The organism is Paenibacillus sp. J2R1T-4 (assembly GCF_059692235.1).
In genome coordinates, this window is the sequence record NZ_JCAUBA010000002.1 from 453,056 (window position 1) to 478,565 (window position 25,510).

The following is a 25,510-nucleotide window of genomic DNA, read 5'->3' on the forward strand; positions in this document are numbered from 1 at the left end:
AGTTGTCTCAAAACATGACGGACGTCTTTACCTTGTATTTGTTACGAGGTGGAGATGTCTTTTTTTGTTGGTTTCTTATCAGAAAATTGGAACTGGGAGGAAAATGATCATGAAAAGCAGCAATATGGGTTACCCGAGAATCGGCGCAAACCGGGAATGGAAGAAGTCGCTTGAGTTGTTCTGGCAAGGGAAGCTGACGGAGGCGGAGTTCTCGCAACAAATGGAGACCATCCGTCTTCGTAATTTGCAGGTACAGGTGAGCAAAGGAATCGAGATCATACCTGTGAATGATTTCAGTTTGTACGATCATATGCTGGATATGTCCACTATGTTCGGTCTAGTCCCCAAACGCTTCTCGTATGAGGGCGGAGTAGTTCCAGTCTCCACCTATTATGAAATGGCGAGGGGGAATCAACAGGCAACCGCCTGCGAAATGACCAAATGGTTCAATACGAATTATCACTATATCGTACCTGAGCTTCAAGATGCAGTGCCTGTTCTGGTTGAGAATCGTCCCTTGACTGCTTACCGCGAGGCGAAGGAGAAGCTGAATATCGAAGGTAAGCCGGTGTTCGTCGGACCCTACACATTCGTTAAGCTTTCCAAAGGCTACCCTGCAAGCCAACTCGCCTCTATACTTGAGACTTTCGTCCCTCTTTACATTCAGATTGTACAGGAGCTACAGCAGGAAGGGGTGCAATGGGTTCAAATCGACGAGCCGAGCTTAGTGACGGATGTCTCGGATTCTGACATGAGGCTGGTTGCCTCGATCTATGAACAATTGAAGCAAGCTGCACCAAAGCTGAAGATATGGGTTCAAACTTATTTCGAGTCTGTTGAACATTATGTACAACTAGTGGCATTTCCTGTAGATGCGATCGGACTGGATTTCGTTCATGGACAGGGAGCTAATCTTAGCAGCTTGGAGGCTTATGGCTTTCCAACAAATAAAGTGTTGGCAGTCGGATTGGTCGATGGGCGTAATATTTGGAGCTCTGATTACGATGCCAAACTTACGATTCTAGAGCGGATTTGCCAAGTCGTTCCGCATGAGCGGCTTGTGCTCCAGCCTTCCTGCAGCTTGCTGCATGCTCCTGTCAGCGCGGAAGGGGAGAGTAAACTGGATCCGGTATTGCGCCAAGCACTCTCATTTGCCAATGAGAAGCTCGATGAAGTGAGAGATTTGACTCAAGCAATCAACGAGGATTATGGAGCTATCGAAAGGCAAATGAAACGCAATAGAACAGCCATTCTGGACCTTAACCAATCTTCATCACGTAATGTGGCAGCTGTGCAACAAGCAATCAAGCAGCTGCAAGCTGAGAAAGAGTTGCATTCCGGCCGTAACTGTGTTTTTGCAGAGCGCCGTCTTGTCCAAGAGAAGAAGTGGCAGCTTCCATTCCTGCCCACGACAACGATTGGCAGCTTTCCGCAGTCCGCTGAGGTTAGACAAGCACGGCTGAAGTTCCGAAAAGGAGATTCATCGAAGGTGCAGTATGATGCTTTTGTACGGGAGCAGATCAAGACCTGGATTGAGCTGCAAGAGCAAATCGGGTTGGATGTTCTGGTGCATGGCGAGTTCGAACGGACCGATATGGTTGAGTTTTTCGGTGAGAAGCTGCCCGGATTTGCTTTTACCCAGAATGGTTGGGTACAGTCCTATGGCTCCCGCTGTGTGAAGCCTCCCGTCATCTATGGGGATATACATTTTGATGAACCGATGACCGTAGAGGAAACCGTCTATGCACAATCGTTGACTTCCAAGCCTGTAAAAGGAATGCTGACGGGTCCGATTACGATTCTGAACTGGTCCTTCGTTCGGGATGATATTACTCGTGAACAAGTTGCTTTTCAGATCGCCCTGGCTTTGCGCAAGGAGGTAGAAGCTCTGGAATGCGCAGGTATTGAGATGATTCAAGTGGATGAGCCCGCCCTGCGCGAAGGGTTGCCGCTTAGAAGAGACGATTGGGCTGCTTACTTGGAATGGTCTGTTCTTGCTTTCAGGATCTCGACAGCGTCCGTAAAGGATACGACCCAAATTCACACCCATATGTGCTATTGTGAGTTTCATGACATTATTGATTCTATCCAAGCTTTGGATGCCGATGTCATTTCTATTGAAACGTCCCGCAGCCACGGCGAGTTGATTCACAGCTTCGAAGACCATACTTACACGAAAGGCATCGGGCTTGGCGTTTATGATATTCATAGCCCGAGGGTTCCTTCAGTGGATGAGATGGTGAATATGATAGAGCGGGCACTGAAGGTGCTCGATCCTTCGTTATTCTGGATTAATCCGGATTGCGGATTGAAGACACGTGGGATTGCCGAAACCGTGGAATCCTTGACTCAAATGGTGAAGGCCACGCAGAAAGTAAGAGAATTGCGGAAGGTAGATTAATTATCTTATATAATTATGATTGCTATTTCTAGTGAAAAGAGCACCCCTAAAGGTGCTTTTTTTCATTCTTGTACATATATATGATAGCAAAATAGGTGCATTTGGAAAGGAGAAACGGTGCATGATCGTCGTGTTTCTCGTACTCATGTTGATTATGCTTGCTTGTTTTGGCCTGATCATGTGGCTGCTCTTTCTAGGAATTCAAAAGGATACGATTGATCTGGATTTTCAGACCATCTGGCAAGACGTGAAGGTAACTCGAAAAGACATGGAATTCGAATAGGTCTAGTACGGGGAAAGATCGCTAAGGAGGAGTAAATGCCATGCTGCATATTGTTGTGTGTGTCAAGCAAGTGCCAGATAGCCGGGAGATTCGGATTGATCCTAAGAATAACACGTTGATCCGGCAAGGTGTACCTAGCATCGTGAACTTCTATGACATGCATGGGTTGGAGGAAGCGCTTCGCATCAAGGACGAGCAGGATGCACGTGTTACTGTGGTAACGATGGGGCCGCCGCCCGCAGAAAAAGGCTTGAAGGAATGTATCTCGCTTGGTGCTGATGAGGCTGTACTTGTTACGGATCGCGGGTTCGCAGGAGCCGATACGCTTGCAACCTCTTATGTTGTGGCGGAAACCATTCGTAAGGTAGAGGAACGTTGGGGACCCGTCGACATGGTGTTCTGCGGCAAGCAGACTTTGGATGGAGATACCGGCCAGGTAGGCCCAGGTGTTGCCTGCAGACTGGATCTGGAGCAGCTTACATATGTGAATAAAGTGGTGACTGTCAATGAGGATACGAGGCGGGTAACTGTGCAACGTCATTTGGAGGATGGACTAGAAGTTGTAGAAACCTCGATGCCCGTATTAATCACTGCGTTGAAAGAATTGAACAAAGTGCGAAGAGCTTCCTTGCCAGGTATGATTCGCGCTGCCCGATATAAGCCTATCGTCTGGACAACAGCGGATTTCCCGCATCTGGATAAAGCTAAGATTGGCTTGAAGGGCTCACCTACGATTGTAGCCAAAACATGGGTTCCCGAAGTTAAATCGGTTAAGTCAATAAGCATTGAAGGGGAGACGGTCCAAGAGAAAGCGGAGAAGCTGATCAGTCAGCTGTGGGGAACACCTCTTGCGGAGAGGTTAGGATGGAATTCGAATGCGTCTGCTGCTACTGTGTCCAATGTGTCCAATCAGAATGTTCAATGAAGCTGGGAGTGAATAAAAATGTCTACAGAACGTACAGATGATCAGATGCCGGATTGGTCCGCTTATCGCGGAGTGTTGATTGTTGTTGAGCAACGGGATGGACAAGCAAAGTCGGTATCATGGCAGCTGCTTGGCGAAGGCCGCAAGCTGGCCAATAAGTTGGAGGTACCTCTATTAGCTCTTGTAATGGGCAGCGAAGTTGAGCATCTGGCACGGGAAGCTGCCTATTATGGCGCGGACAAGGTGTTCCTATGTGATGATCCTGTGTTAAAGATTTACCGCACGCGTCCGTATAGCCGAGTCGTGCTTAAGTTAATTGACGAGGAAAAGCCTGAGATCGTGCTTTTCGGCGCTACAGCAACAGGAAGGGACCTGGCTGGAGCGATCGGCACCCATCTTCCTACCGGGCTTACAGCTGACACAACGGAACTGGATGTTGAACCCCATCCATCCCGATTGCTGCTAGCCAGTCGTCCTGCCTTCTCTGAAAAGATGATGGCCACAATTCTATGTAAGCAATATCGGCCGCAGATGGCTACTGCACGAGCTGGAGTATTCGAATCCCTGCCTCGTGATGTGACGCGTGAAGCGAATATTGTACCGCTAGAATGCGAGCTCCAGGAAGCAGATATCGCGGCACAAGTACTGGATTTTATCGAGGAGACGGGCCGCGTCAATCTGGAGGAAGCAGAAGTGATCGTTGCAGGGGGGCGAGGGCTCGGAGGTCCAGAACCCTTCGCCATGCTGAAGGCGTTAGCTGATGCGCTAGGCGGTTCGGTAGGAGCTTCACGTGCAGCTGTAGATGCGGGTTGGATCAAGCATGAGCATCAAGTAGGTCAGACCGGTTCTACAGTCAGACCCAAGTTATATTTCGCAATCGGGATATCTGGGGCCGTCCAGCATACAGTAGGTATGAGTAACTCTGACATTGTAGTTGCAATTAATCGGGACGCAGAAGCACCGATCTTCCAGTTTGCACATTACGGAATTGTTGGTGATTTGTTTCAGATTGTTCCAGCCATAACAGAAGAAGTACGCAAACGCAGAGGTGTGTTCGGGCCTGTTAGTGAATCGATGCCTTCCAAAACCGGATAGAAGGGAGTGAAACCGAGAATGAATGAGAAATTCGATTGCATTGTTGTAGGCGCCGGACCTGCGGGAGCTGCTGCTGCTCTTACAATGGCGAGGGCAGGCCTTTCTGTTGTGCTGTTGGAGCGAGGAGAATTTCCCGGTGCCAAAAACTTGTTCGGCGGCGTATTATATCGCAAGCAGATCGAGGAGCTGGTGCCAGAGTTTTGGAAGGAGCGCAATGCGCCGGTAGAGCGGCATATTGTGGAACAACGTCTGTGGATGATGGGCAAGGAATCGATGGTTACAGTTGGTCATCGCAACGAAGCCTTTAAGGAACCCTATAACTGCTTCACAGGTCTGCGAGTGAAATTCGACCCGTGGTTCGCTGACAAAGCCGTACAGGCCGGTGCTCTGCCGATCTATGAGACAGTAGCAACGGAAGTTCTCCGCGAAGGGGATCGTGTTGTCGGTGTGCGAACCGATCGGGAGCACGGCGACCTGTATGCTGATGTCGTGCTAATTGCTGACGGAGTGAACTCTTTGCTCGGCAAGGCGATGGGCATACACCGGGAGTGGAAGCCGGATGAAGTGTCACTCGCCGTGAAGGAGATTATCTCGCTGCCCAAGGAAAAGATCGAAGATCGTTTCGGTCTCGAGGGGGACGAAGGCGTGACGATTGAATTCATGGGAGAGACTTCACTTGGAATGGCGGGCATGGGCTTCCTGTATACGAACAAGGATACGATCTCGCTCGGTGTTGGTGTCATGGTCAATCATCTGCGAGATAAGAGAGTGAAGCCGTATGCTTTGCTGGACGCTGTGAAGCAGCATCCCATGATCCGTAAGCTGATCCAGGGCGGCGAGATGAAGGAATACTCTGGTCATCTGATTCCTGAGGGCGGCTACAACTCCATTCCTCCATTGTCCGGCAACGGGTGGTGTGTAGCAGGCGATGCGGCGCAGCTGGTCAACTTCGTGCACCGGGAAGGGACGAACCTGGCCATGACATCAGGTCGGTTAGCGGGTGAAGCGATTGTCGAAGCCAAGCAAGCCGGGGAAGATTGCTCTGCCGCATCACTGAGGCGGTATGATAATAAGATCCGGGCATCGTTTGTGCATAAAGATCTGCAGAAATACAAGGGCATGCATGAACTTCTGAAGCATGAAGATCCCGAATTGTTGTTCGACAAACTCCCTCGGGCACTGAATGCAGCGGCTTTTCAGTTCCTTTCCGTCGATGGAATATCCAAGGCTGAGAAGCAGCGCACAGGAATGCGTATGATCAAAGATGCAGCAGGGGGAACCATGAATCTGCTGAAGCTCGGATATAAAGGATGGAGGGCGATGAACGGATGAGCCAGTGCGGTGTTTCCGACAGGCTGTTTACGATCCGCTACAAATGTGACGACAAGTCCCATCTTATTATTAAGGAAGCGGACACTTGCGTGAAATGTACAACGAAGGATTGCAACTACTTTTGCCCGTCTGATGTGTACGAATGGGAAAAGAAGCAGAAGATTACTACGGTTGCTTTTGAGAACTGTATCGAATGCGGGACTTGCCGAATCGCATGCCCTTCGGACAATATCGATTGGGTGTATCCAAAAGGCGGATACGGGATTACGTATAAATATGGTTAATCGAGAAGGAGCCCGGCGTCCATGACGCTGGGCTTTCTTTTCATAGCAACACCAACCCGATAGTGCAAAAACTTCGACCATAAGGGTAAATCCTTTTGCTGAACATTCTACTAAGATAAAGGTAGAAACAAATTAGCAATTAGAGGGAGAAGGAGAACAGTTAATGGACAAAATTCGCATGGGGATTATCGGTTGCGGAGGTATGGCAGGGTCGCATTTCAAAGGATATGAGGCATTGATGGAGCAGATGGAAGTGACGGCTGTATGTGATATCGTCCCTGAACGGGCGCAAAGCGCAGCAGAGCAGCTCGGTATTACTAAAGCGGTAACGGATTATCGTGACCTGTTGGATGATGTAGATGCTGTATTAATCGTGCTTCCGCATGACTTGCATTTTGAAGTGGGGATGGCTTGTCTCAAAGCGGGTAAACATGTCTTGATGGAAAAGCCGCTGGCTAACTCAGAACAAGAAGTAATCGAATTGATCAAGACTTCCGAAGAGGTTGGCAAAATATTGATGACGGCTTACCCGGTCCGCTTCTGGCCGCTCGTCTTGAAGATGAAAGAACTGATCGATACCCAAGAATACGGTGAAATCTTCCAGTTATCGATATGGACGGAACAGCTCACCAAGTATCAAGAAGGACATTGGGGCTTATCTGCGAAGAGTTTGGGAGGCGGTCAATTCTTCAGCCATGGCTGTCACTACATTGATATCATGATGTGGATTCTGGGCCGTCCGGTATGGGGCACCCATATGGGAACGAACCGCGGTACGCCTTGGATGGAAAAGGAAGGGACAAGCAACGTCTCTCTGGAATTCGAGAACGGCGCTCTCGGTTATCACTTCGGAACATGGGGTGCGCGCGGAACACGTCTAGGCTATAGCATCCACGCGCATTGTACCAAAGGAATGCTGGAAGCTCATATCAGTTCAGGGAAGCTCTACGCGCATACGGAAATGGTTCCGGAGAAGTCCAACTTGGATACGCGTTCGACGACTGAAGTGTTGATGGAAGTTCCTCTTGACGGGAAGAACACGCATTATGAAATCCAGCATTTCCTGGATTGCATTCGAACCGGTTCTGTTCCGCTAACAGATGGCCCTTCGAGTTTGCAAGGTCTTAGAGTGATCTGGCGTTTGTACGAAGCAGAGAAAAACCGGGTGGTTGCAGATCTGAGTGGTCTGGGCCTCGAGGATGATTGGAAAGCCGTCATTCCTGGAATTAGTTAATGGTATTAATGAAAAGCCCGACGTCATCAGGACGTTGGGCTTTTGTCTTGCAGGGCCTCCGCCTCCGAAGCCCACTGTTTAAGCTTTTGATCTGAGGGCAGCAATATGGCTAACAGTCCAACGAGTGGCAGAAAAGCAACTGATTTCATGACAAACTCGAGGCTGGTTGAATCTGCCAACGCTCCAAGAGCTGCAGCGCCAAGGCCGCCCGCCCCAAACGCAAGCCCGTAGAAGAGACCGGACACGGTTCCAATATTGCCTGGCAGCAGTTCTTGCGCATAAACCACATTAACCGATCCGCTAGACATAATCGTGAACCCGATTATGACGCTGAAGACGATGCTGGTAGAGAGATTTACATAAGGCAGCAGGAAGGCGAATGGCATTGCGCCTAGAATCGAGAACCAGATTACATTCCGACGTCCCCATCGATCCGCAAGAGGCCCGCCGAAAAATGTTCCAACCGCTCCCGCAGCAAGAAAAGCAAACACACATAATTGCGCTGACTGTACAGACAATTGAAATCGTTCGATCAGATAAAAGTGAAAGAAACTGCTAATCCCAGCCAGATAGGCCATTTTGGACGTAAGAATCAGCATAAGTATGGAGATCGCCGTTGCAACCTTACCGCGATTCGCAACAGGCATGCTTCCTGCGTTTTTCTTTTTTATTTTGATCGTGCGAGACGGAAGGATTCCGCTATACCAACGAGCCGTGTATATTTGGATCGCGATGGCTGCCACTGCTAAGATGGAGAACCATAATATACCATCCTGTCCGAACGGCACGAATATAAGTGCGGTCATGACGGGTGCAAGTGCTTGCCCCGCATTTCCCCCTACCTGGAAGATTCCTTGCGCAAGACCTCTTCTGGTACCTGCAGCCAAATAAGCTACTTTGGCTGATTCTGGATGAAAGACTGAAGATCCAATCCCAATCAACACTACTGAGATCAGCATGGTCCAGAACCCTGTTGCAAAGGCGAGTCCAAGCACACCGAAAAGAGTAGCTACGACACCGAGTGGAAGCAGGTAAGGCTGCGGCCTTCTATCACTGTACACCCCGATAGCGGGCTGCAGCACAGATGCCGTCACATTCAGGGCAAGCGCAATCAAGCCAAGCTGTGTATAGGATAATGATAATGAATCTTTAATAATCGGGAAGATGGCCGTTACGACTGACTGAATCGTATCATTCAACAAATGAACAATACTGACTGCGAACAAAATACTGAAAACGGTACTATTCTGCTTAAGTGCGGAGGAAGGGCTTGGGGTTTCCGTGTTTTTCATACTCATTCAGACTTTCCTCCTAAGATTTCACCTGAAGCGACAAATACTAGTCTTTCTTCTATTAAAGGTGTAAATTGCAGCTCATCATATTTCGGGTAAGCTGATGATACTATGATTCTAATGAAATGGAAAGGGTAATGATTAGCTGGTGCTGATCGTGCTGTTCGCGATGGGCTATAACCGATTATTCAGACAGTTAACTTGAAGCTTTTTTTGGGTTGACTTCCTCCTCGGGTCGGTGGTATGCTTGTAAAAATTTACCCGTGATACTGAAGCAAATGCACACTGGAACGCATTTGCTTCACAAATGATGGAGGAGGAAATGAAGTGGCTTATTATTATTTGGAACCATCCCGAACGTTCAGTGAGTTTCTGCTGTTGCCGAACTTGACGACAAAGGAATGTAATCCAGCCAATGTGAGTTTGAAAACTCCGATTACGAAGTTCAAGAAAGGTGAGCAAGCTGACATTTCACTCAATATTCCTTTCTCTTCGGCCGTTATGCAATCGGTCTCGGATGATAATATGGCTGTTGCGCTTGCCCGCTGCGGAGGGATATCGTTTATTTTTGGTTCACAATCGGTAACGGATCAAGCTGCAATGGTACGTAAGGTAAAAGGATACAAGGCAGGCTTCGTTGTGAGCCGCTCTAATCTTACTCCACAGCATACGCTTAAGGATGTATTGGAGTTAAAGGAAAGAACGGGACATGCTACTGTAGCGATCACGGACGATGGAACTCCAAAGGGTAAGCTGCTCGGAATCGTAACTAGCCGTGATTACAGAATCAGCAGAGATTCAATGGACAAGCAAGTGAAGGATTTCATGACTCCATTCTCCGCGCTCAAATATGGGAAGTCAGGCATCACGCTATCGGAAGCTAATGATCTGATCTGGGAGCATAAGCTGAATTGTTTACCGATTGTAGATAACAATTATAACCTGGATTACCTCGTGTTCCGGAAAGACTATGATGCCCACAAAGAGAATCCGCTAGAGCTGCTCGACAGTAATAAAAGCTATATCGTTGGAGCAGGCATTAATACTAAGGATTACAAAGAGAGAGTAGCCGCTCTGGTAGCTGCCGGTGTAGATATTCTAGTCATTGATTCATCTGACGGTTATACCGAATGGCAGCGTGAAACGGTTCAATATGTAAAAGAAAATTTCGACGTCAAGATCGGGGCAGGAAACGTAGTTGACCGTGAAGGCTTCCTCTATCTCGTGGAATCTGGTGCTGATTTCGTTAAAGTCGGGATCGGTGGAGGTTCAATTTGCATTACCCGGGAACAGAAAGGGATCGGTCGCGGACAAGCTTCTGCTGTAATCGAAGTGGCTGCAGCGAGAGATGAATACTATCAGAAGACAGGCGTCTATATCCCGATTTGCTCGGATGGCGGGATTGTGCATGATTACCATATGACCCTTGCCCTTGCTATGGGTGCTGATTTCATCATGCTAGGCCGATATTTCGCACGCTTCGATGAAAGCCCTACTAAGAAGTTGAAAGTCGGGAACAATTTCGTGAAGGAATATTGGGGAGAAGGCTCTAACCGCGCGCGCAACTGGGAGCGTTATGACACAGGCGGCAAGCATGGTCTTGTATTTGAAGAAGGGGTAGATTCCTATGTTCCTTATGCAGGCAGCCTTCGAGAAAATATGGATAAAACCATTATCAAGATCAAATCCACACTCTGTAATTGCGGGGCGACTACAATAGAAGAGCTGCAGTCCAAAGCAAGAATAACCCTTGTATCGGCAACCAGTCTTGTTGAAGGCGGCGCGCATGACGTAATTCTTAAAGAAAGCAGTTTATCCGAGGGTTAAAATGGCCAAAGCAGATAATATGCTTTCCGTGTTATGGCTGCTTAAGTCAGGCAAGCGGAAGACAGCCAAGGAGCTAGCCGAAGCTCTGGAGATGAACATAAGAACGGTTTATCGGTACGTGGATGCCTTATGTGCGAGCGGGGTTCCCATAATATCGGATTCCGGCCATAACGGCGGCTACAGCTTGCTCAATACGTTCAAAGAAGCTCCATTAATCTTCGATGCAGGCGAGCAGAAGGCGCTCATTCATGCTGCTCTATTCGCTCAAGAAGCAGGGTACCCCTTCGGAGAAGATCTGGACCGCGCCGTTTCCAAGCTTAAGATGTACACGAACGAAGATCAATTGGATGCTATTAATCGCCACACTAGAGGCTTCGATGTTATTCATGTCCCGGCAGACGATCATATGGTTGCCTTATTGCAAGAGTTGGAGCAATCCGTAGCAGAAGGGCATACTCTCTCTATGGACTATCAGAAGGGGTATGAGACCAAATCGCAAGTCAGGGACATTGATCCCTACGGACTCGTGTACTGGAAGGGTAAATGGTATATAGTAGCCTACTGTCATCTTCGCACAGAGATTCGCAGTTTTCGGGTGGATCGCATCCATCGTCTAACCCGGAAGGAAGCTAACTTCCAACATCCAGAAGAGTTCTCGGCACGTGACTTTTTCCTCAAATTCCTGCTCCCGGATATTAGCGATAAGGAGCAGTTAATATCGGTTAGAATCAGAGGCAAGCTTCATGCCATTCAAGATTTGTGCAATCACTGGTTTTTTGCTCATGTCTTAGTGGAGCGCACGGATGAAGAAGTTCATCTGAATTTGGATCGACATGCTTTTGAGACCGTCATTCCTCATTTTCTACTCTCATATGGCAGGTCTATTCAGATACTAGAGCCGTTGTCATTAAAGGAACGAGTGGCCGCAATAGCCTCTGACATCATGAAGCACCATGAAGCATAAGAAAACCAAAAGGTACTCCCGCCTGATTATAGTGGGAGTACCTTCTTTTTATTGTGTGACAAATAAAGTTAGGCCAAGCTGTGAGTTGGAAGCAAGTAGAACAAAACCGCTATGAAGTGTGACGCCGTTCCGCCCAATACAAAGGTATGCCAAATCGCATGATGATAGGGAATGCGGCGCCATATATAGAACACAGTGCCGACCGTATACAACATGCCCCCAAAGACAAGCCAGAACAGGCCGCCGGAAGGTAAAATTAAGTATAATGGTTTGATCGCTATCACAATCAGCCAACCCATGGCAATGTAGAATAAGGTGGATAGGACGATGAATCGATCGACGAAGAAGGCCTTGAAGGCGATTCCGAATACAGCCAAACCCCAGACGATTCCGAATAGAGTCCATCCTAATGGACCACGGAGTGTCACCAGAAGGAATGGAGTATATGTGCCGGCAATAAGCAAATAAATCGCGGAGTGGTCCAAAATCTCAAATATCTTCTTAGCCCTCCAATGCTGTGGGAAGCTGTGCAGAAGAGTGGAAAATGTATATAGGAGCACCATCGTGATGCCGAACACCGTAAAGCTGACAATGTGCCATACATCTCCGAATAGGCTGGAATAGACGATTAGAAGCACCAGGGCTGCAATGCTTAGCACAGCGCCGATGCCATGGCTGATGGCGTTCGCGATTTCTTCGCGCAAGGAGTAGGTCATAAATTGTGTGCCTCCATTCAAGCTTTTTTTGAAGCGGACAAGTGTTGAAGTATATCCACATACTACCGCATTTGGCTGCGGTTCGCCACTATCCAACACCTATTTACTGTGATACAGTAAATGAACTTGTCTCTTTAAGCAGAAGAATGAAATACGGATAACAATGGATGGTTAGACAGAAAGCAGGGATTGCACGTGTGGAATAACCGAAATATATGGATCATTATGTCAGGTGAATTTATTGCGGGTTTAGGATTATGGTTAGGAATCATTGGAAACCTGGAGTTTCTCCAGACACATGTTGAGTCGGACTTTATGAAATCGGTGATTCTATTCACTGGTCTGTTCGTCGGAGTAATACTCGGGCCTTATGCGGGCAAATTAGTCGATCAGTCGTGCAAAAAGAAAGTATTGAACATATCAGGATTAGTTCGAATGGTCGGAGTATGCTTCATGTTTATAGCTTTGTGGACCGACTCTGTGATGTGGATGATAGGATATAGTATTGTGATAGTGGGTGCTTCGGCTTTTTATTTCCCTGCTCTTAATTCACTGCTGCCTACACTCGTGGAAGACAAACATCTCATGCAAGCTAACGGGATTCATATGAACATACAGACGATTTCCCGGATTATCGGGACAGCATTAGGCGGATTGATGTTAGTGTACACGTCGCTTAGTGTAATGTACGAGGCATCGATGATTGCATATTTCATCTTGTTCTTATTCACCTTGCAGCTAAAAGTGGAAAAGAGAACCGTCGAGGGAAATCAGAAGTCAGCAGACCATAAGAAGAAATCTTCAAGCTTCAAAGAAGTGATTCCAGTCATTCAGCAATCTCCCGCTGTTGTGATGGCTTTGTTTCTAACATTAGTGCCTACATTTTTTATCGGCAGCTTTAATTTAATGGTGTTAAAGATCAGTGAGCTTCAAGATGATACCGCGATCAAAGGGTTGTTGTATACTGCGGAGGGTGTGAGCTTTATGCTCGGAGCATTTCTGATTAAGCGAATCTCTCGTGGGAGAAACTTGATTACCTTGCTATTAGTGTTCGCATCAGCTGCTGCTGCAGCTCAGATGGCCTTATATTTCGCAGATTACAAGATTGCTTCCATATTGACGTTCGCTTTGTTCGGATGGGCAGCCGGTTCGTTCTACCCAATGACCGCTACCCTGTTCCAGAAAAGTATTCCGGCATCGTTTCATGGGCGCTTCTTCTCGTTCCGCGGGATGATGGATCGTATTCTATTCCAGATTGTGCTTCTGGGAACCGGCTTTATGCTTGATATGATCGGGTTCAAATGGATGGTGCTGAGCTTCGGGGTATTATCGATCGGGCTTGTTATGTTTTTTGTTATGAAGCAAATCAAGAGCCCGTTATCATTCAGTGATGCAGAGGGCAGGGGATAACTCCGTCCTCTGCTGGTTCAAAAGCAGGCAGGAAGGTTAATGGGTAACGTATCCTAAACCTACTCCAAGGAGGAATTACCATGTCAGAACACAATCACGTAATTGATAAAGACGGCGATGTTGCAACGAATAAGGTGGATCAAGCAATTTCTAATATGGATTCCGGAAAGAGAGACCAAATCCTGCGGGATTTTGAAGCATTTAAGGGTTATTTGGGAAAACGCATTGAGCTTGCAGAGAATCTTGGATTGAATGAAGAGCAGCTAGCTGTCATAGCGGAGAGGGTAGCCGGTTACCTGGCGTCCCACGAAGATCCTCGCAACCGTGAAGAGATGCTCCTACAGGAGCTTTGGAAGGTTGGGGACAAGGAGCAGCAGCACATGCTTGCACATATGCTCGTTCGTCTGGCGCAATCGGCACATTAATAATTAAATGATTTGACTATTGATCCGCGCTTGGCGCGGATTTTTTGCGTTCCTCGCCGATCCTTAGGCAAAAAGAACCATATTTCTTTGTCGAAGGTAAACAGGAGCGGATTAGCCTCTCTGAACATGGGAATAGGCCAGGCAACATTTAGGTGGGTGATAAACGAACAACAACAGGGTGCCATCAGGCACCCTGTTGTTGTTAATAGCGGTCATTCAGCCAAGAACCAACCGATCGTCGGACAGTTTATTTCCGCTGATTTTCTCAAATTCTCCGAGAAGCTGCACTACAGTTAAATCTTTCTTCCGCTCTTGTTCGACATCGATCAGGACTCGGCCTTTATCCATCATGAGCAGACGGGTGCCCAGCCGGATGGCTTGCTCCATGTTATGGGTGACCATCAGCGTCGTCAGCTTCATTTCGCGGACAAGCTGTTCCGTCAAACTGGTGATCAGCTCAGCTCGTGCAGGGTCCAAAGCGGCGGTATGCTCGTCAAGAAGCAGGATATCCGGTTTGGTGAAAGTGGCCATCAACAAGCTGAGCGCTTGCCTTTCACCGCCGGAAAGGAGGCCTACCTTGGCCCCAAGCCGATCCTCGAGTCCCAAGCCGAGACGCTTGATCTGTTCGCGGAACATGGAACGTTTGCCGGACGTAACCCCAAACCGAAGACCGCGTGATTTGCCGCGCATATAGGCCATTGCCAGATTCTCCTCAATGGACATATGGGGAGCCGTGCCGGCCATCGGATCTTGGAAGACGCGTCCGATCCAACGGCTGCGCTTGTACTCAGGGAGATGATGGATAACGTTACCTTCAATGCGAACCTCGCCATAATCCGGTTTGGTGACGCCGGAAATTATATTCATCAGCGTGGATTTGCCTGCACCATTACTTCCGATCACCGTGACGAAATCGCCGGCTTTCAGCTTCAAGTTAATCCCGTTCAGAGCGACTTTCTCGTCGGGAGTGCCCGGATTGAACAACTTCGATATTTTTGAAAGTTCAAGCATTATCGGTCACCCCCGGTAGTGTTATCGTTCTGCGTGCCGGCAAAGTGAGTGGAACGTTTTTTCGCCAAGTTTTTTTGCCTCCATGTGCGTTGAACGGAAGGAAGCACAAGAGCGATAATTACGATAATAGCGGTGATCAGCTTTAAGTCGGAAGCATCCAACCACTCGACCTGCAGCGCGATTGCGATCACGATACGGTAGATGATGGAGCCGAGAAGAACAGCTAACGTCGCACGGAAGACGGTAGCGGCTCCGAATATTGCTTCACCTATGATGACGGAAGCCAAGCCAATTACGATCATCCCGATCCCCATTGAGATATCCGCGAAGCCAGACTGTTGAGTGATCAAGGCTCCGGATAATGCTACCAGGCCGTTAGACAAGCTGAGCCCCAAAATCGTCGTATTGTCTGTATTCGCGCCCAGACTGCGGATCATTCGGGAATTGTCGCCGGTCGCTCGGAGCGCCATACCCATGTCGGTATGCAGAAAACCATCAATCAGCAGCTTGACAACGATCACCAGAATGGGCATAAGAACGAGCGGATGGACGACAGTGAACATCGTATCCATACCGAGCAAGGAGACATTCGGTTTGCCCATAATCCTCATATTGACGGAATAAAGGGCGATCATCATCAATATTCCGGACAGCAATCCGTTGATTTTTCCTTTGGTATGCAAGAGCCCCGTGCATACTCCCGCGATTAGACCGCCGCCTAAAGCAGCCAAGCAAGCAAGCCAAGGGGACGCCCCATTGGAAATGAGAATCGCGGCGATCGCTCCACCAGTCGCAAAGCTGCCGTCCACAGTCAAATCCGGGAAATCCAAAATCCGAAAAGTGATGTACACGCCCAGAGCCATTAAAGCATAGAGCAATCCTAGCTCAATCGATCCGGGTAACGAGTCAATCAATGACTCCATCATGAGATGTGCCTCCTTCTTAATGTAAAAGGGGTGGACATTAGGCTTTTGTCCACCGCTTAAAATGGCATCTATTGAATAATGTTATTGTTCTGGTCCTTGACTGCACTCTTCATTGCGTCGGTAACTTCGATTCCCTGAGCTTTGGCCGCTTTCAAATTCAAGATAACATCGAGCTTATCAGGCACGGTTACTTTCATATCGGCTGGTTTCTTGCCGTTTTTCAGAATGTCCGCTGCCATTTGTCCGACTTGGTATCCGTGGTCGTAATATTTGAATCCAACAGTGGCAAACGCGCCTTTTTCGACGGTATCGCGGTCGCTTGCGAAGAAAGGAATCTTCTTGTCGTTCGCGACTTTCAAGATCGTATCCACGCCGCTAACGACTGTATTGTCCAACGTAATGTATATCGCATCAACACGGCCGGCGAGCGATTCGGCTGCCTGCTTGACCTCGGACGTATTAGTAACAGGCGCTTTGATTAGCTCGATGCCATGTTTGGTAAGTGCCTTTTTAGCATGATCAGTCATTACGACAGCGTTGGATTCTCCTTCATTAATGACGACACCGACTTTTTTAACCTTCGGGAAATTTTTGGCTACAAAGTCCATCAGACTGATGATGGCTTCTGGGTTCGTATCGGATGCCCCGGTGACGTTGCCGCCCGGTTTGTCCATATTGCTAACGATTTTGGCGCCCAGCGGATCTGTAACGGCTGCGAACAAGACCGGCGTATTCTTAACCTGTTGAACGACTGCCTGAGCGGAAGGGGTGGCGATTCCGATGACCAAGTCGTTTTTCCCTGAGGCGATTTTCTGGGCAATGGACAGGTTATTGGCAGAATCAGCTTGAGCGTTATTGTAATCTACTTTTAAGTTGCCGCCTTCGGTTAGGCCTGCATCTTTGAGCGCAGCCAAAATGCCGTTACGGGTCGCATCCAAAGAAGGATGTTCCACGTATTGGGATATCGCGAGTTGATACGTCTTTTTGTCAGTATTCCCGCCTCCGGATGTAGCATCCTTCGGTTTCTCGCCACAACCTGAAGCTGTAGCTAAAAGTGCAGCAGTAAGAACAAAGAGCCCTAATTTCTTTTTCATAGTCAAAAATCCCTCCAGTAGATTGATAGCAGTGACTGGTGCTTTTATGTATGAAAGCGGTAAAGTAAAAGCACACAGACGAATAAGACATGTCAGTACAGACATTATTCTATACTATATGGCAACTTTCAACCCGTCAAAGGTAATGATTTCTATAAAATATCGTAGCCGATGGGATTTAGTTATTATGGTATGATCAATAAAAGGGAACTTGAATCCAATCAACAATCAGAGTTGGGGTGCGCTCGGTGGGTTATGTATTGCTATTGTTAGCTACGCTTTCCTGGAGTTTTGTCGGTATTTTGGTCAAAGCAGCATCGACGATGCTCGACAGCACTACCATTACTTTTGCCCGATTTTCAATCGGCGTAGTTTTTCTGGGACTTTTTTTGATTGCTAAAGGAAAAGGGATTAAGCTGCAGTTCCGCATGAAATGGATTTGGCTGGGAGCGCTCGGGAAAGCCTTGAATTACTTTTTCGAAAATATGGGATTGTCCATCGGCTATTCTTACGGGTATATCCTGGTAACTCCAGTTTCAACCGTTGCGCTGCTGCTCGTTTCTGTTTTTCTATTCAAAGAGAAGATAACGACCCGTGGAAGGATCGCAGCGGTGATGTGTGTGATCGGGGTGTTTGTTATTAGTTGGAACGGGATGCCGATCAAGCAAATTTTTGGAGGGAATTCTTTAACGACATTGCTCTTCGTCATTTCCGGGATCGGGGCTACTTTTCACGTGCTGAGCCAAAAAATCCTTGTCAAGGATATGGACGCAGGGAATATGAATTTTTCGGTCTTTTTCTGGGCCTCCTTAGTGATGCTGCTGCCGCTACCATGGCAATTCGATTTCAAGGGAAGCGTCAGTGTGACGGCCGTAGGTGCATTAGTTCTGCTAGGACTCATTACGGGGATCAGCTTTTATTGGTTCTCGCAAGCTTTAGCCAAAGTGCCGTTCCCAGTGGCCGTTATTGTCAGCAATACGTCTGTGCTGTTCGCCATTTTATGGAGCTTTTTGTTCTATCGGGATCCAATTACCTTGTATATCATTTGTGGAGCCGCTCTGTTTACTGCCGGACTGGTAGTTTTGAACCTCCCTGTGAGACAATCGAAACGGAAGGACGAGAAATTGAACCCGCTGAAGGGATAAAGATCACGGGAATTCCAGTTCATTTAAAGAAATATCCCGGAGCCGTCTTTCTTGGCTCCGGGATATTTTTTATACCTTAAAGCTTATAATTCGCCCGCCAATGTGACGATTTCTTCATCACTTGTCTCTACGAGCGGGGATATGGGTCCCTCATAGTGGATCCACAGCTCATGCAGCGCGCGTGTGCAGCCCACGTACAGCAGCTTGCCGTCCTGCGCATTCGCGCCATAACGGGTCTCATCGACATCGGTGAGAATCACCGCGTCGAACTCGAGACCCTTGGCGAGATACACAGGCAGGACGGACACGCCGCCGGCATAGCGGCGCTGCGAGGCGTCGATCAGCGTCGCCTCAACGCCGGCGCGGCCGAGCTCGCGATGCAGCGCCGCGCATTCACGCTCGGTGCGGCCGATGACTGCAACCGTGCTCGCGCCTCCGGCGCGGCTCTTCGCGATCGCGGCGGCGATGGCCTCGACGCGCCGCGCTGCAACCGCTGGCAGCAGCTTGACCTTGTCGCCGCTGCGGAACACCGGGATGGCCGGCACGGCCGAGGGGACGCTGCGCGTCAGCACTACATTCGCGAAGCGGATGATCTCCATGGTCGATCGGTAGCTTCGCTCCAGCTGATGGAAGGCGGTCGAGCCTTCCGGAAACAAACCCAACATCTCGCTCCAGTCGAGAATGCCCTGGTAGGCATGAATCCCTTGGGACAGGTCGCCCAAGATGGTGAAGGACCCACTCTTCACGTGGCGATTCAATAACGCCACCTGAAAAGGAGAGAAGTCTTGCGCCTCATCGATCACGATATGGTCGAACATTCGCTCACTATCGATGCCGAAGAAGCGGTCATGGATATGCAGGAGCGGTGCCAAGTCCTCTGGCTGTACTTCCCGTTTAGCTAAACCGCGTAACGATGGGGCTGCAACAGCAGGCGGAAGGGGTGACGGCATAGCTCCTTCGGATGTGCCTCTTACGCCAAGCTTGCCTGATAACCACTCCGCATAAAAGGCGAATGGAGTATGGCTCGGCCAGCTCTTCATATAAGTGCGCAGCTTCGCGGAAGCTTTGCTCTTGTAATCCTTCCTGCGCCCAGGATCGCGAACCAGATCGAGCTCCATCTCGACCCACCGTTTGATCCGTGCATGTACACGTTCCTTGCGCTTATACACGGGATAATGCTTGTATTCGTCGCGGTACCAACTTTCGATCGTCTTTGCACTTAACTTAGCCATCTCCCACGGATGGAAATCTTCGTTAGGAAAAAAGGTCGACTCGTATCGATCCAGTGCTTCATCGAGGATGCTCATGAATCCGATCCAGCCCTTCCAACGTCCAGGAGCATATTCATCAATCTCGGGACGATCCGCTCCTGATGCGAACCAGTGATTGTAGCGATCTGCTGGATTCGCCAGCTTCAGCTTTTCATCCAGCACATCGAATGTCCAATCTGCGAAAGTAGTCTGTTGAATACTGCCGACTCCAAGCTCTGGCAGCACGGAAGAGATGTAGTCAAGGAACATCTGGTTGGGGGCGAAGATGATCATTCGTTCCGCTTTGACTGTATCTCGATACTGGTACAGCAAGTAGGCTAGTCGATGCAAGGCGACTGTAGTTTTGCCGCTTCCCGCTACTCCTTGGATGACCATGGCGGTATTTCTCGCTGATCGAATAATCCGATCCTGTTCAGCTTGAATGGTGGATACGATGTCCCGCAGCTTATTGTCTTTGTTCTCGCCCAACCGGTACAGTAAAAATTCATCGTTCACAGACAGTTGATCACTGCCGCGCATATAAGTATCGACTACCCGCTGCAAGATCTGTTTGCGAACAACCAGATTTCGTTTGAGATAGACGAGCCCGTCAATTAATCCGTCAGGTGAATCATAGGCAGCCTTTTCTTCACCGCCATTGAAGGAATAGAACAAGCTGGCTACAGGAGCACGCCAATCGATAATAAGCGGTTGACTCGTATCCGTGTTCTCTACACCGAACTTGCCGATGTACAAGGGTGCGCTGGAAGCGGTTCCGCTCTCTTGAAAGTCCAGTCGGCCGAAATACGGCTCGGCTGTTGCCTGACTCATTTGCCTTCGTGCTTGCTCCCGTATGGAATCCAGCGCTTGTTCGGTGTAATCCTGTCCGTAGTAACGCGGAATGCTCTGCAATTCCTTTAATTTTGCGTCGATCCATCCAGAGGTGTGTTCCAGCTTCTTCAACTCTTCTTCAAAAGCGTTCTGCAGCTCGGTTTCCACGTTCCCATTCACCATCCATTCTGATTAACAATCCGCATTGAAAAGAGTATAATTATACCACTTACATATATTTCTATCAAGTGTTAGTGCCTAGATTTTTATCGTTGTTTTTGACTTGTATTTTTGCCTAAGGTAAGCTTTTCCTAATAACATACGGATGCTATACTATTGGAATAACGAATGGAGGGATATGAGCTATGAGTTCCTTATACGAGATTAACGTAAATGCTGCAAATGGAGAAACTATGACATTAGCGCCTTACAAGGGTGAAGTTTTACTTATTGTAAATGTTGCATCCAAGTGTGGATTGACACCGCAGTACGCTGGTCTTGAAGAACTTTACCAAAAGTACAAAGACCGCGGACTCCGCATCCTTGGCTTCCCATCCAATGATTTTGCCGGTCAGGAGCCAGGAACAATGGAAGAAATTCAACAATTTTGTTCGGTGAACTACGGGGTAACGTTCGATTTGTTTCAGAAGCTTCATGCGATTGGCGATGAGCGTCATCCGCTTTACACGTGGCTTACTACTAAGTCGGATCAGCCAGACACAGAAGTGACCTGGAATTTCGAGAAATTCCTTATTGATCGTGATGGCAATTTGATTGAGCGATTCAGTCCAAAGATCGTTCCGGATGATGAAGCATTAGTTGGCGCTATTGAACAAGCACTATAACACTTTATAAACGTAAGGGGAAATGAAGACAATGAAACTGGGAGTTAGTTCGTACAGCCTTGTTGGCGCGATGAGAAATAAAGAAATGGACATTCTTGGCGCGATTGAGTGGATTGCCGAGCATGGCGGAGAGCATATCGAGATTGTTCCATTCGAGTTCTCCTTAATCGATAATCCGGAGTTAATTCCAGCTATTCGTGAAAAAGCCGCTTCTGTGGGTATTGAGATCAGTAATTATGCAATTGGAGCGAACTTCATTACAGATACGCGTGAGCAATTCGAAGCTGAGCTAGCAAGAGTGAAGAAACACGTGGATATAGCCAACGAGCTTGGTGCCAAAAGAATGCGCCATGACATCGCCTTCCGTCCGATACCGGAAACCACTACCTCTTACTTCGAGCAGGACTTCCCGATCATGGTAGAAGCGTGCGGGCTGATTGCAGACTATGCAGCCCAATATGGGATTATTACGAGCATTGAGAATCATGGTTTTTATGTGCAAGCAAGCGAGAGAGTCCTTCGCCTCATCCATGCGGTGGACAGAGCTAACTTCCGAACTACTATGGATGTAGGTAATTTCTTGTGTGTGGATGAGGATTCCGTATCAGCGGTTAAGAAAAGTATTGCCCAAGCTTCTTTGGTTCATTTCAAAGATTTCTATATCCGCCCGTCCTATCGTAATCCTGGGGAAGGTTGGTTCCAGTCCTCCGGGGGAAATTATTTGCGCGGAGCAGTTGTAGGTCAAGGCGATATCGATGTGCCGGAAGTGATCCGAATTGTAAAAGCGTCCGGTTATGATGGTTATTTGTCTCTTGAGTTCGAAGGGAAAGAAGAATGCAAATGGGCGGTTCAAGCTGGCCTGAGCAACATCAAGCGCTTGTGGGCTGAAGCGTGACAGCATCAACAAGGAACACGGATATGAACCATACTTTATTATCGATTGCGAGCTTACTGCCTTCCTTCACCAAATCCGAGAGAAGAGTAGCTGATGTTGTCCTGCAGGACGCTGAAGCTGCTGTATATTCCTCGATTACGGATCTGGCGGAGAAGGCGAATGTAGGAGAAACATCAGTTATAAGATTTTGCCGGAAGCTCGGGTTCCAGGGCTACCAGGAATTCAAGCTATCAGTAGCACAGCAATTATCCAGTCCTGCGGAACAAATGGTCGGGGAGATCGAAGAGAGTGACAGTCTCTCGGCGATTATGCACAAAAGGACGGCACAGAATGCCCAAACGATCCAGAATAGCAGTTCTCTGCTAAGTGAGCATTCCCTTCAAGCAGCGATCAATTTGTTCCTGCAAGCCAGAACGATCACTTTTCTAGGAGTGGGGTCATCTGGATTAACCGCCTTAGATGCCAAGTACCGGTTTTTCCGATTGGGGCTTCAAGTCAATGCGGAGACAGATACCCACACGATGCGAATGATTGCTTCCCTTGCCGGGACAGGCGACGTGTTTATGGGTATTTCCACATCCGGCAGCACTAAGGATCTGGTAGATGCTTTCCGAATTGCTAAGGGGAATGGCGCGAGTACGATCTGTCTAACCGGACATGCTCGTTCACCAATTACGCAGTTCTCTGACACGGTCCTGCTGACAGCATCCAAGGAAACACCGTTACAAGGCGGTTCATTCGCGGCCAAGCTGGCACAAATTCATGCTCTGGATCTCATCACCACGATTCTGGCGCTTCAGTCCAAGGATGTTGCTTACGATGCCCTTGAAAAGACAGCCAAATCAGTGTTGGACAAGCTTTATTAGGTACGATGGCGGCGCCAGTATCTCGAATCTTCCTAGCCGGAATAAGGACTGCACGCAGCTGCTAGCAGTCGCCTTGTCCGGCTATTAGTCTTCGTGATTTTGTGCTGCAATATGGTATAATGGCACAAGGACAGGCAAAGGGGATATGGATGGATGATCATTGTAAGGAATTTAACCAAACAATTGGTTGACGGTACAGAAATATTGTCCAGAGTCAGCTTTCAAGCAGATAAAGGAGAACTGATTGCGCTTGTTGGAGGCAGCGGAAGCGGTAAGACGACACTCCTGAAGTGCATAGCGCTGCGCGACAAATGGACAGAAGGACAACTTATATATGACGGCAAAGACCTAACAACCCCGAAGTGGACAGACAGTATCAGATTACGCAAGGAATGGGTATATCTGGACGAGAAACCCACAATGAATAAGAATTTAACGGCATTAAGAGTTGTTCTCGGCGGAAGATTTTTTCATACCCCGATCTGGCGTAAGCTTACGGCAACCGTGTCAACTGATGAGCATATTCTAGGGATGGATTACCTGGAGAAGGTAGGCTTGCTGGACAAAGCGCATGAGAAGGTCGGCAAGTTAAGCGGCGGTGAGGTGCAGCGAGTAGCCATTGCCAGGGCTTTGGTTCAGGGGGCAAAGGTCATAATGGCAGATGAACCGATCAAAGGGTTAGACCCCAAATCGGCAGACCGTGTAATGGAGGATTTCAAGGCCTTATGTAAGAAAACCGAGCTTGTCGCCATTTGCAGTATGCAAAATTTGGACTTAGCGGAACGTTATGCAACCCGAATTTGGGGGCTCTCGAATGGCAGAATAGTGCTCGACATTCCCGCCAGACGATTAACGCAATACGAGAAGAACCTTATTTTTTCATCCTAAACACAGGAAGGAACTAAGCTCTCATGAATTTACTACTTGAGAATAAATCCGTGCTCGTGACCGCTTCCAGCAAAGGCTTGGGTCTTGCTACGGCATTAGAATATGCGAGAGAAGGCGCGCGAGTAACGATTGCCAGCAGAAGTCTTGAGCATCTGGAAGAAGCCTATGAGGCGATCAAGCAAGAGACAGGACAAAATGCGAATCGTGTCCAGTTAGATTTATCAAGCCCTTCGGATATTGCAGCCGCTGTTCGATCAGCTGCAGAAGCTGGTGGAGGATTAGATGTTCTGGTAACGAATGCAGGAGGACCTCCTGGAGGCTCCTTTACAGATTTTGACGACGCTGCATGGACGGCTGCCTTTCAGAGCAATCTAATGAGTGTCATTCGCTTAACCCGTGAAGCGCTTCCTTACTTCAAAGCCAGACATGGCGGTAGAATCGTGAATTTGACATCGATCTCGATCAAGCAACCCATCCAGGATCTCATCTTATCCAACGTATTTCGTGCTGGGGTTTATGCGCTAACCAAGAGCCTTGCAACTGAATTCGGCAAAGATCACATTCTCGTGAATACAGTAGCGCCAGGCCGCATCTTCACAGATCGCATTCGTCAATTGGATGAAAGAGCAGCCCAAGTCAGACAGATCAGCCCAGAAGAAGTGGAGAGCGGGTTCATCTCTCAGATTCCATTAGGACGTTATGGTACTCCTGAAGAATTCGCCAAAGCGGTTGTTTTCTTAGGCTCTTTTGCAAATACATATGTTACAGGACAAGCTGTTCTTGTTGATGGTGGCATGATTAAGTCTTTGTAGAAAATACCTCATCTCTGCAGTTGCAATAGGATTCGATCCGCAGTATAATGACGTATGTGAATGACTGATATTCGAAATTGGTCAATCGGTCAGTTGATTGATCGGATATTTTGTCAGGCAGATCGTCGTTATCACAGCGGATTAAAGGAGGTGAGTCATATGGCTGTGGATCGTAAAGCATGTATCGTAGAGGCGGCGGAGAAGTCGTTTACTTTGTTCGGGTACAAAGCAACTACGATGGATCAGGTCGCCAAGATTGCTAATGTGGGCAAAGGAACCATTTATACTTTTTTCACGAATAAAGAAGAACTCTTCGATGAAATCATGCGTAAGCTTATTGCTGAGATGAAGCTGCTTGCTGAACGGGTGTTACAGCCAGAGCAGCCGTTCTTCGAGAATTTGCAGGCGGCACTATATGCGCTGCTCGATTTCCGTCGGACCCATGAGCTTACTATTAAGCTCACCCATGAGGTTCGAGATATGGGGACCCCGCAAGCTCAAGAAGGAATTCAGCAGATTGAGTCAGCCGTACTTGCTTTCATTACCCGAAAGGTGCAAGAAGCAGTCGACAAAGGTGAGATACGATCATGTGACCCGGAGATTACCGGTTTCGTCATGCTGAAGCTGTATGTGGCCTTTATATATGAATGGGAGAAGAACCATCAACCACTGAGCAAAGAAGAGATTGCTAAGCTGTTTCGATTATATTTACTCGATGGGCTTTCAGTAAAATCATGATTGGGCCCTTTTTTTTGCAAC

The 25,510-nt window shown here is 48.2% G+C and carries 24 protein-coding genes; 18 read left to right on the plus strand and 6 right to left on the minus strand.

The features are described from left to right. The first annotated feature begins 103 nt into the window (after positions 1-103). The 7 genes from metE to AC58QD_RS05745 all read left to right on the plus strand — a co-directional run bounded on the left by metE (position 104) and on the right by AC58QD_RS05745 (position 7,554). The gene (metE, locus tag AC58QD_RS05715) at positions 104-2,401 is read left to right on the plus strand and encodes a 5-methyltetrahydropteroyltriglutamate--homocysteine S-methyltransferase (protein WP_497330928.1); all 2,298 of its coding nucleotides are present in this window, start codon (positions 104-106) and stop codon (positions 2,399-2,401) included. A gap of 121 nt (positions 2,402-2,522) precedes the next feature. Next, positions 2,523-2,684 (plus strand): hypothetical protein, encoded by a 162-nt coding sequence (locus tag AC58QD_RS05720; RefSeq protein WP_497330930.1) that lies wholly within the window; start codon positions 2,523-2,525, stop codon positions 2,682-2,684. Between the two features lie 40 nt (positions 2,685-2,724). After that, complete coding sequence (locus tag AC58QD_RS05725; protein ID WP_497330932.1) at positions 2,725-3,609, plus strand: electron transfer flavoprotein subunit beta/FixA family protein; 885 nt, start codon at positions 2,725-2,727, stop codon at positions 3,607-3,609. 18 nt (positions 3,610-3,627) lie between these two features. Further along, entirely contained in the window at positions 3,628-4,704 is a 1,077-nt protein-coding gene (locus AC58QD_RS05730; RefSeq protein WP_497330934.1) for an electron transfer flavoprotein subunit alpha/FixB family protein, read from the plus strand. Positions 4,705-4,722: 18 nt separating this feature from the next. Then, positions 4,723-6,036, plus strand: coding sequence for an FAD-dependent oxidoreductase (locus AC58QD_RS05735; protein WP_497330936.1), 1,314 nt, complete (start codon positions 4,723-4,725; stop codon positions 6,034-6,036). Continuing rightward, entirely contained in the window at positions 6,033-6,320 is a 288-nt protein-coding gene (locus AC58QD_RS05740; RefSeq protein ID WP_497330938.1) for a ferredoxin family protein, read from the plus strand. Before AC58QD_RS05735 ends, AC58QD_RS05740 begins: the two co-directional genes overlap by 4 nt. Before the next feature lie 163 nt (positions 6,321-6,483). Beyond that, entirely contained in the window at positions 6,484-7,554 is a 1,071-nt protein-coding gene (locus tag AC58QD_RS05745; protein ID WP_497330940.1) for a Gfo/Idh/MocA family protein, read from the plus strand. A 26-nt stretch (positions 7,555-7,580) separates the two neighbouring features. On the opposite strand, the gene AC58QD_RS05750 is transcribed toward AC58QD_RS05745, so the two are convergent. Further along, positions 7,581-8,852, minus strand: a complete 1,272-nt coding sequence (locus tag AC58QD_RS05750; RefSeq protein ID WP_497330942.1) for an MFS transporter — start codon at positions 8,850-8,852, stop codon at positions 7,581-7,583. A gap of 321 nt (positions 8,853-9,173) precedes the next feature. Between AC58QD_RS05750 and AC58QD_RS05755 the strand changes: the two genes are divergently transcribed. Beyond that, a complete protein-coding gene (locus AC58QD_RS05755; RefSeq protein ID WP_497330944.1) occupies positions 9,174-10,673 on the plus strand; it encodes an IMP dehydrogenase in 1,500 nt (499 codons plus the stop codon). 1 nt (position 10,674) lies between these two features. Further along, entirely contained in the window at positions 10,675-11,637 is a 963-nt protein-coding gene (locus AC58QD_RS05760; RefSeq protein ID WP_497330946.1) for a helix-turn-helix transcriptional regulator, read from the plus strand. A 68-nt stretch (positions 11,638-11,705) separates the two neighbouring features. On the opposite strand, the gene trhA is transcribed toward AC58QD_RS05760, so the two are convergent. Then, positions 11,706-12,353 carry a PAQR family membrane homeostasis protein TrhA gene (gene trhA, locus AC58QD_RS05765; RefSeq protein ID WP_497330948.1) on the minus strand — a complete coding sequence of 216 codons (648 nt, stop codon included), beginning with the start codon at positions 12,351-12,353 and terminating at the stop codon, positions 11,706-11,708. Between the two features lie 195 nt (positions 12,354-12,548). Between trhA and AC58QD_RS05770 the strand changes: the two genes are divergently transcribed. Both AC58QD_RS05770 and AC58QD_RS05775 read left to right on the plus strand, forming a co-directional pair. Continuing rightward, a complete protein-coding gene (locus AC58QD_RS05770) occupies positions 12,549-13,763 on the plus strand; it encodes an MFS transporter (protein ID WP_497330950.1) in 1,215 nt (404 codons plus the stop codon). An 80-nt stretch (positions 13,764-13,843) separates the two neighbouring features. Beyond that, entirely contained in the window at positions 13,844-14,188 is a 345-nt protein-coding gene (locus tag AC58QD_RS05775; protein ID WP_497330951.1) for a DUF3243 domain-containing protein, read from the plus strand. A 216-nt stretch (positions 14,189-14,404) separates the two neighbouring features. Here AC58QD_RS05775 and AC58QD_RS05780 read toward each other — a convergent pair whose 3' ends face one another. From AC58QD_RS05780 to AC58QD_RS05790, 3 genes are all read right to left on the minus strand, one after another. After that, entirely contained in the window at positions 14,405-15,199 is a 795-nt protein-coding gene (locus tag AC58QD_RS05780) for an ABC transporter ATP-binding protein (RefSeq protein ID WP_497330953.1), read from the minus strand. After that, entirely contained in the window at positions 15,199-16,122 is a 924-nt protein-coding gene (locus tag AC58QD_RS05785) for an ABC transporter permease (RefSeq protein ID WP_497331399.1), read from the minus strand. The genes AC58QD_RS05780 and AC58QD_RS05785 overlap by 1 nt, the downstream gene beginning before the upstream one ends. Positions 16,123-16,193: 71 nt before the next feature. After that, positions 16,194-17,219, minus strand: coding sequence for an ABC transporter substrate-binding protein (locus AC58QD_RS05790; RefSeq protein WP_497330955.1), 1,026 nt, complete (start codon positions 17,217-17,219; stop codon positions 16,194-16,196). A 248-nt stretch (positions 17,220-17,467) separates the two neighbouring features. On the opposite strand from AC58QD_RS05790, the gene AC58QD_RS05795 reads away from it, so the two are divergent. Further along, positions 17,468-18,364, plus strand: coding sequence for a DMT family transporter (locus AC58QD_RS05795; protein ID WP_497330957.1), 897 nt, complete (start codon positions 17,468-17,470; stop codon positions 18,362-18,364). Between the two features lie 83 nt (positions 18,365-18,447). Here AC58QD_RS05795 and AC58QD_RS05800 read toward each other — a convergent pair whose 3' ends face one another. Further along, a complete protein-coding gene (locus AC58QD_RS05800) occupies positions 18,448-20,613 on the minus strand; it encodes a HelD family protein (protein WP_497330959.1) in 2,166 nt (721 codons plus the stop codon). Between the two features lie 197 nt (positions 20,614-20,810). Here AC58QD_RS05800 and AC58QD_RS05805 point away from each other — a divergent pair, with 197 nt between their 5' ends. The 6 genes from AC58QD_RS05805 to AC58QD_RS05830 all read left to right on the plus strand — a co-directional run bounded on the left by AC58QD_RS05805 (position 20,811) and on the right by AC58QD_RS05830 (position 25,489). Then, on the plus strand, positions 20,811-21,290 hold the full coding sequence (locus AC58QD_RS05805; protein ID WP_497330961.1) for a glutathione peroxidase: 480 nt from the start codon (positions 20,811-20,813) through the stop codon (positions 21,288-21,290). 31 nt (positions 21,291-21,321) lie between these two features. Next, entirely contained in the window at positions 21,322-22,185 is an 864-nt protein-coding gene (locus AC58QD_RS05810; RefSeq protein WP_497330963.1) for a sugar phosphate isomerase/epimerase family protein, read from the plus strand. A gap of 23 nt (positions 22,186-22,208) precedes the next feature. Further along, positions 22,209-23,051 (plus strand): MurR/RpiR family transcriptional regulator, encoded by an 843-nt coding sequence (locus tag AC58QD_RS05815; RefSeq protein WP_497330965.1) that lies wholly within the window; start codon positions 22,209-22,211, stop codon positions 23,049-23,051. Positions 23,052-23,204: 153 nt separating this feature from the next. Further along, positions 23,205-23,939, plus strand: a complete 735-nt coding sequence (locus AC58QD_RS05820) for a phosphonate ABC transporter ATP-binding protein (RefSeq protein ID WP_497330967.1) — start codon at positions 23,205-23,207, stop codon at positions 23,937-23,939. 23 nt (positions 23,940-23,962) lie between these two features. Beyond that, complete coding sequence (locus AC58QD_RS05825) at positions 23,963-24,751, plus strand: SDR family oxidoreductase (RefSeq protein WP_497330969.1); 789 nt, start codon at positions 23,963-23,965, stop codon at positions 24,749-24,751. 159 nt (positions 24,752-24,910) lie between these two features. Then, positions 24,911-25,489: a TetR/AcrR family transcriptional regulator gene (locus AC58QD_RS05830; RefSeq protein WP_497330971.1), complete on the plus strand. Its 579-nt coding sequence runs from the start codon at positions 24,911-24,913 to the stop codon at positions 25,487-25,489. The last annotated feature ends 21 nt before the right edge of the window (positions 25,490-25,510 follow it).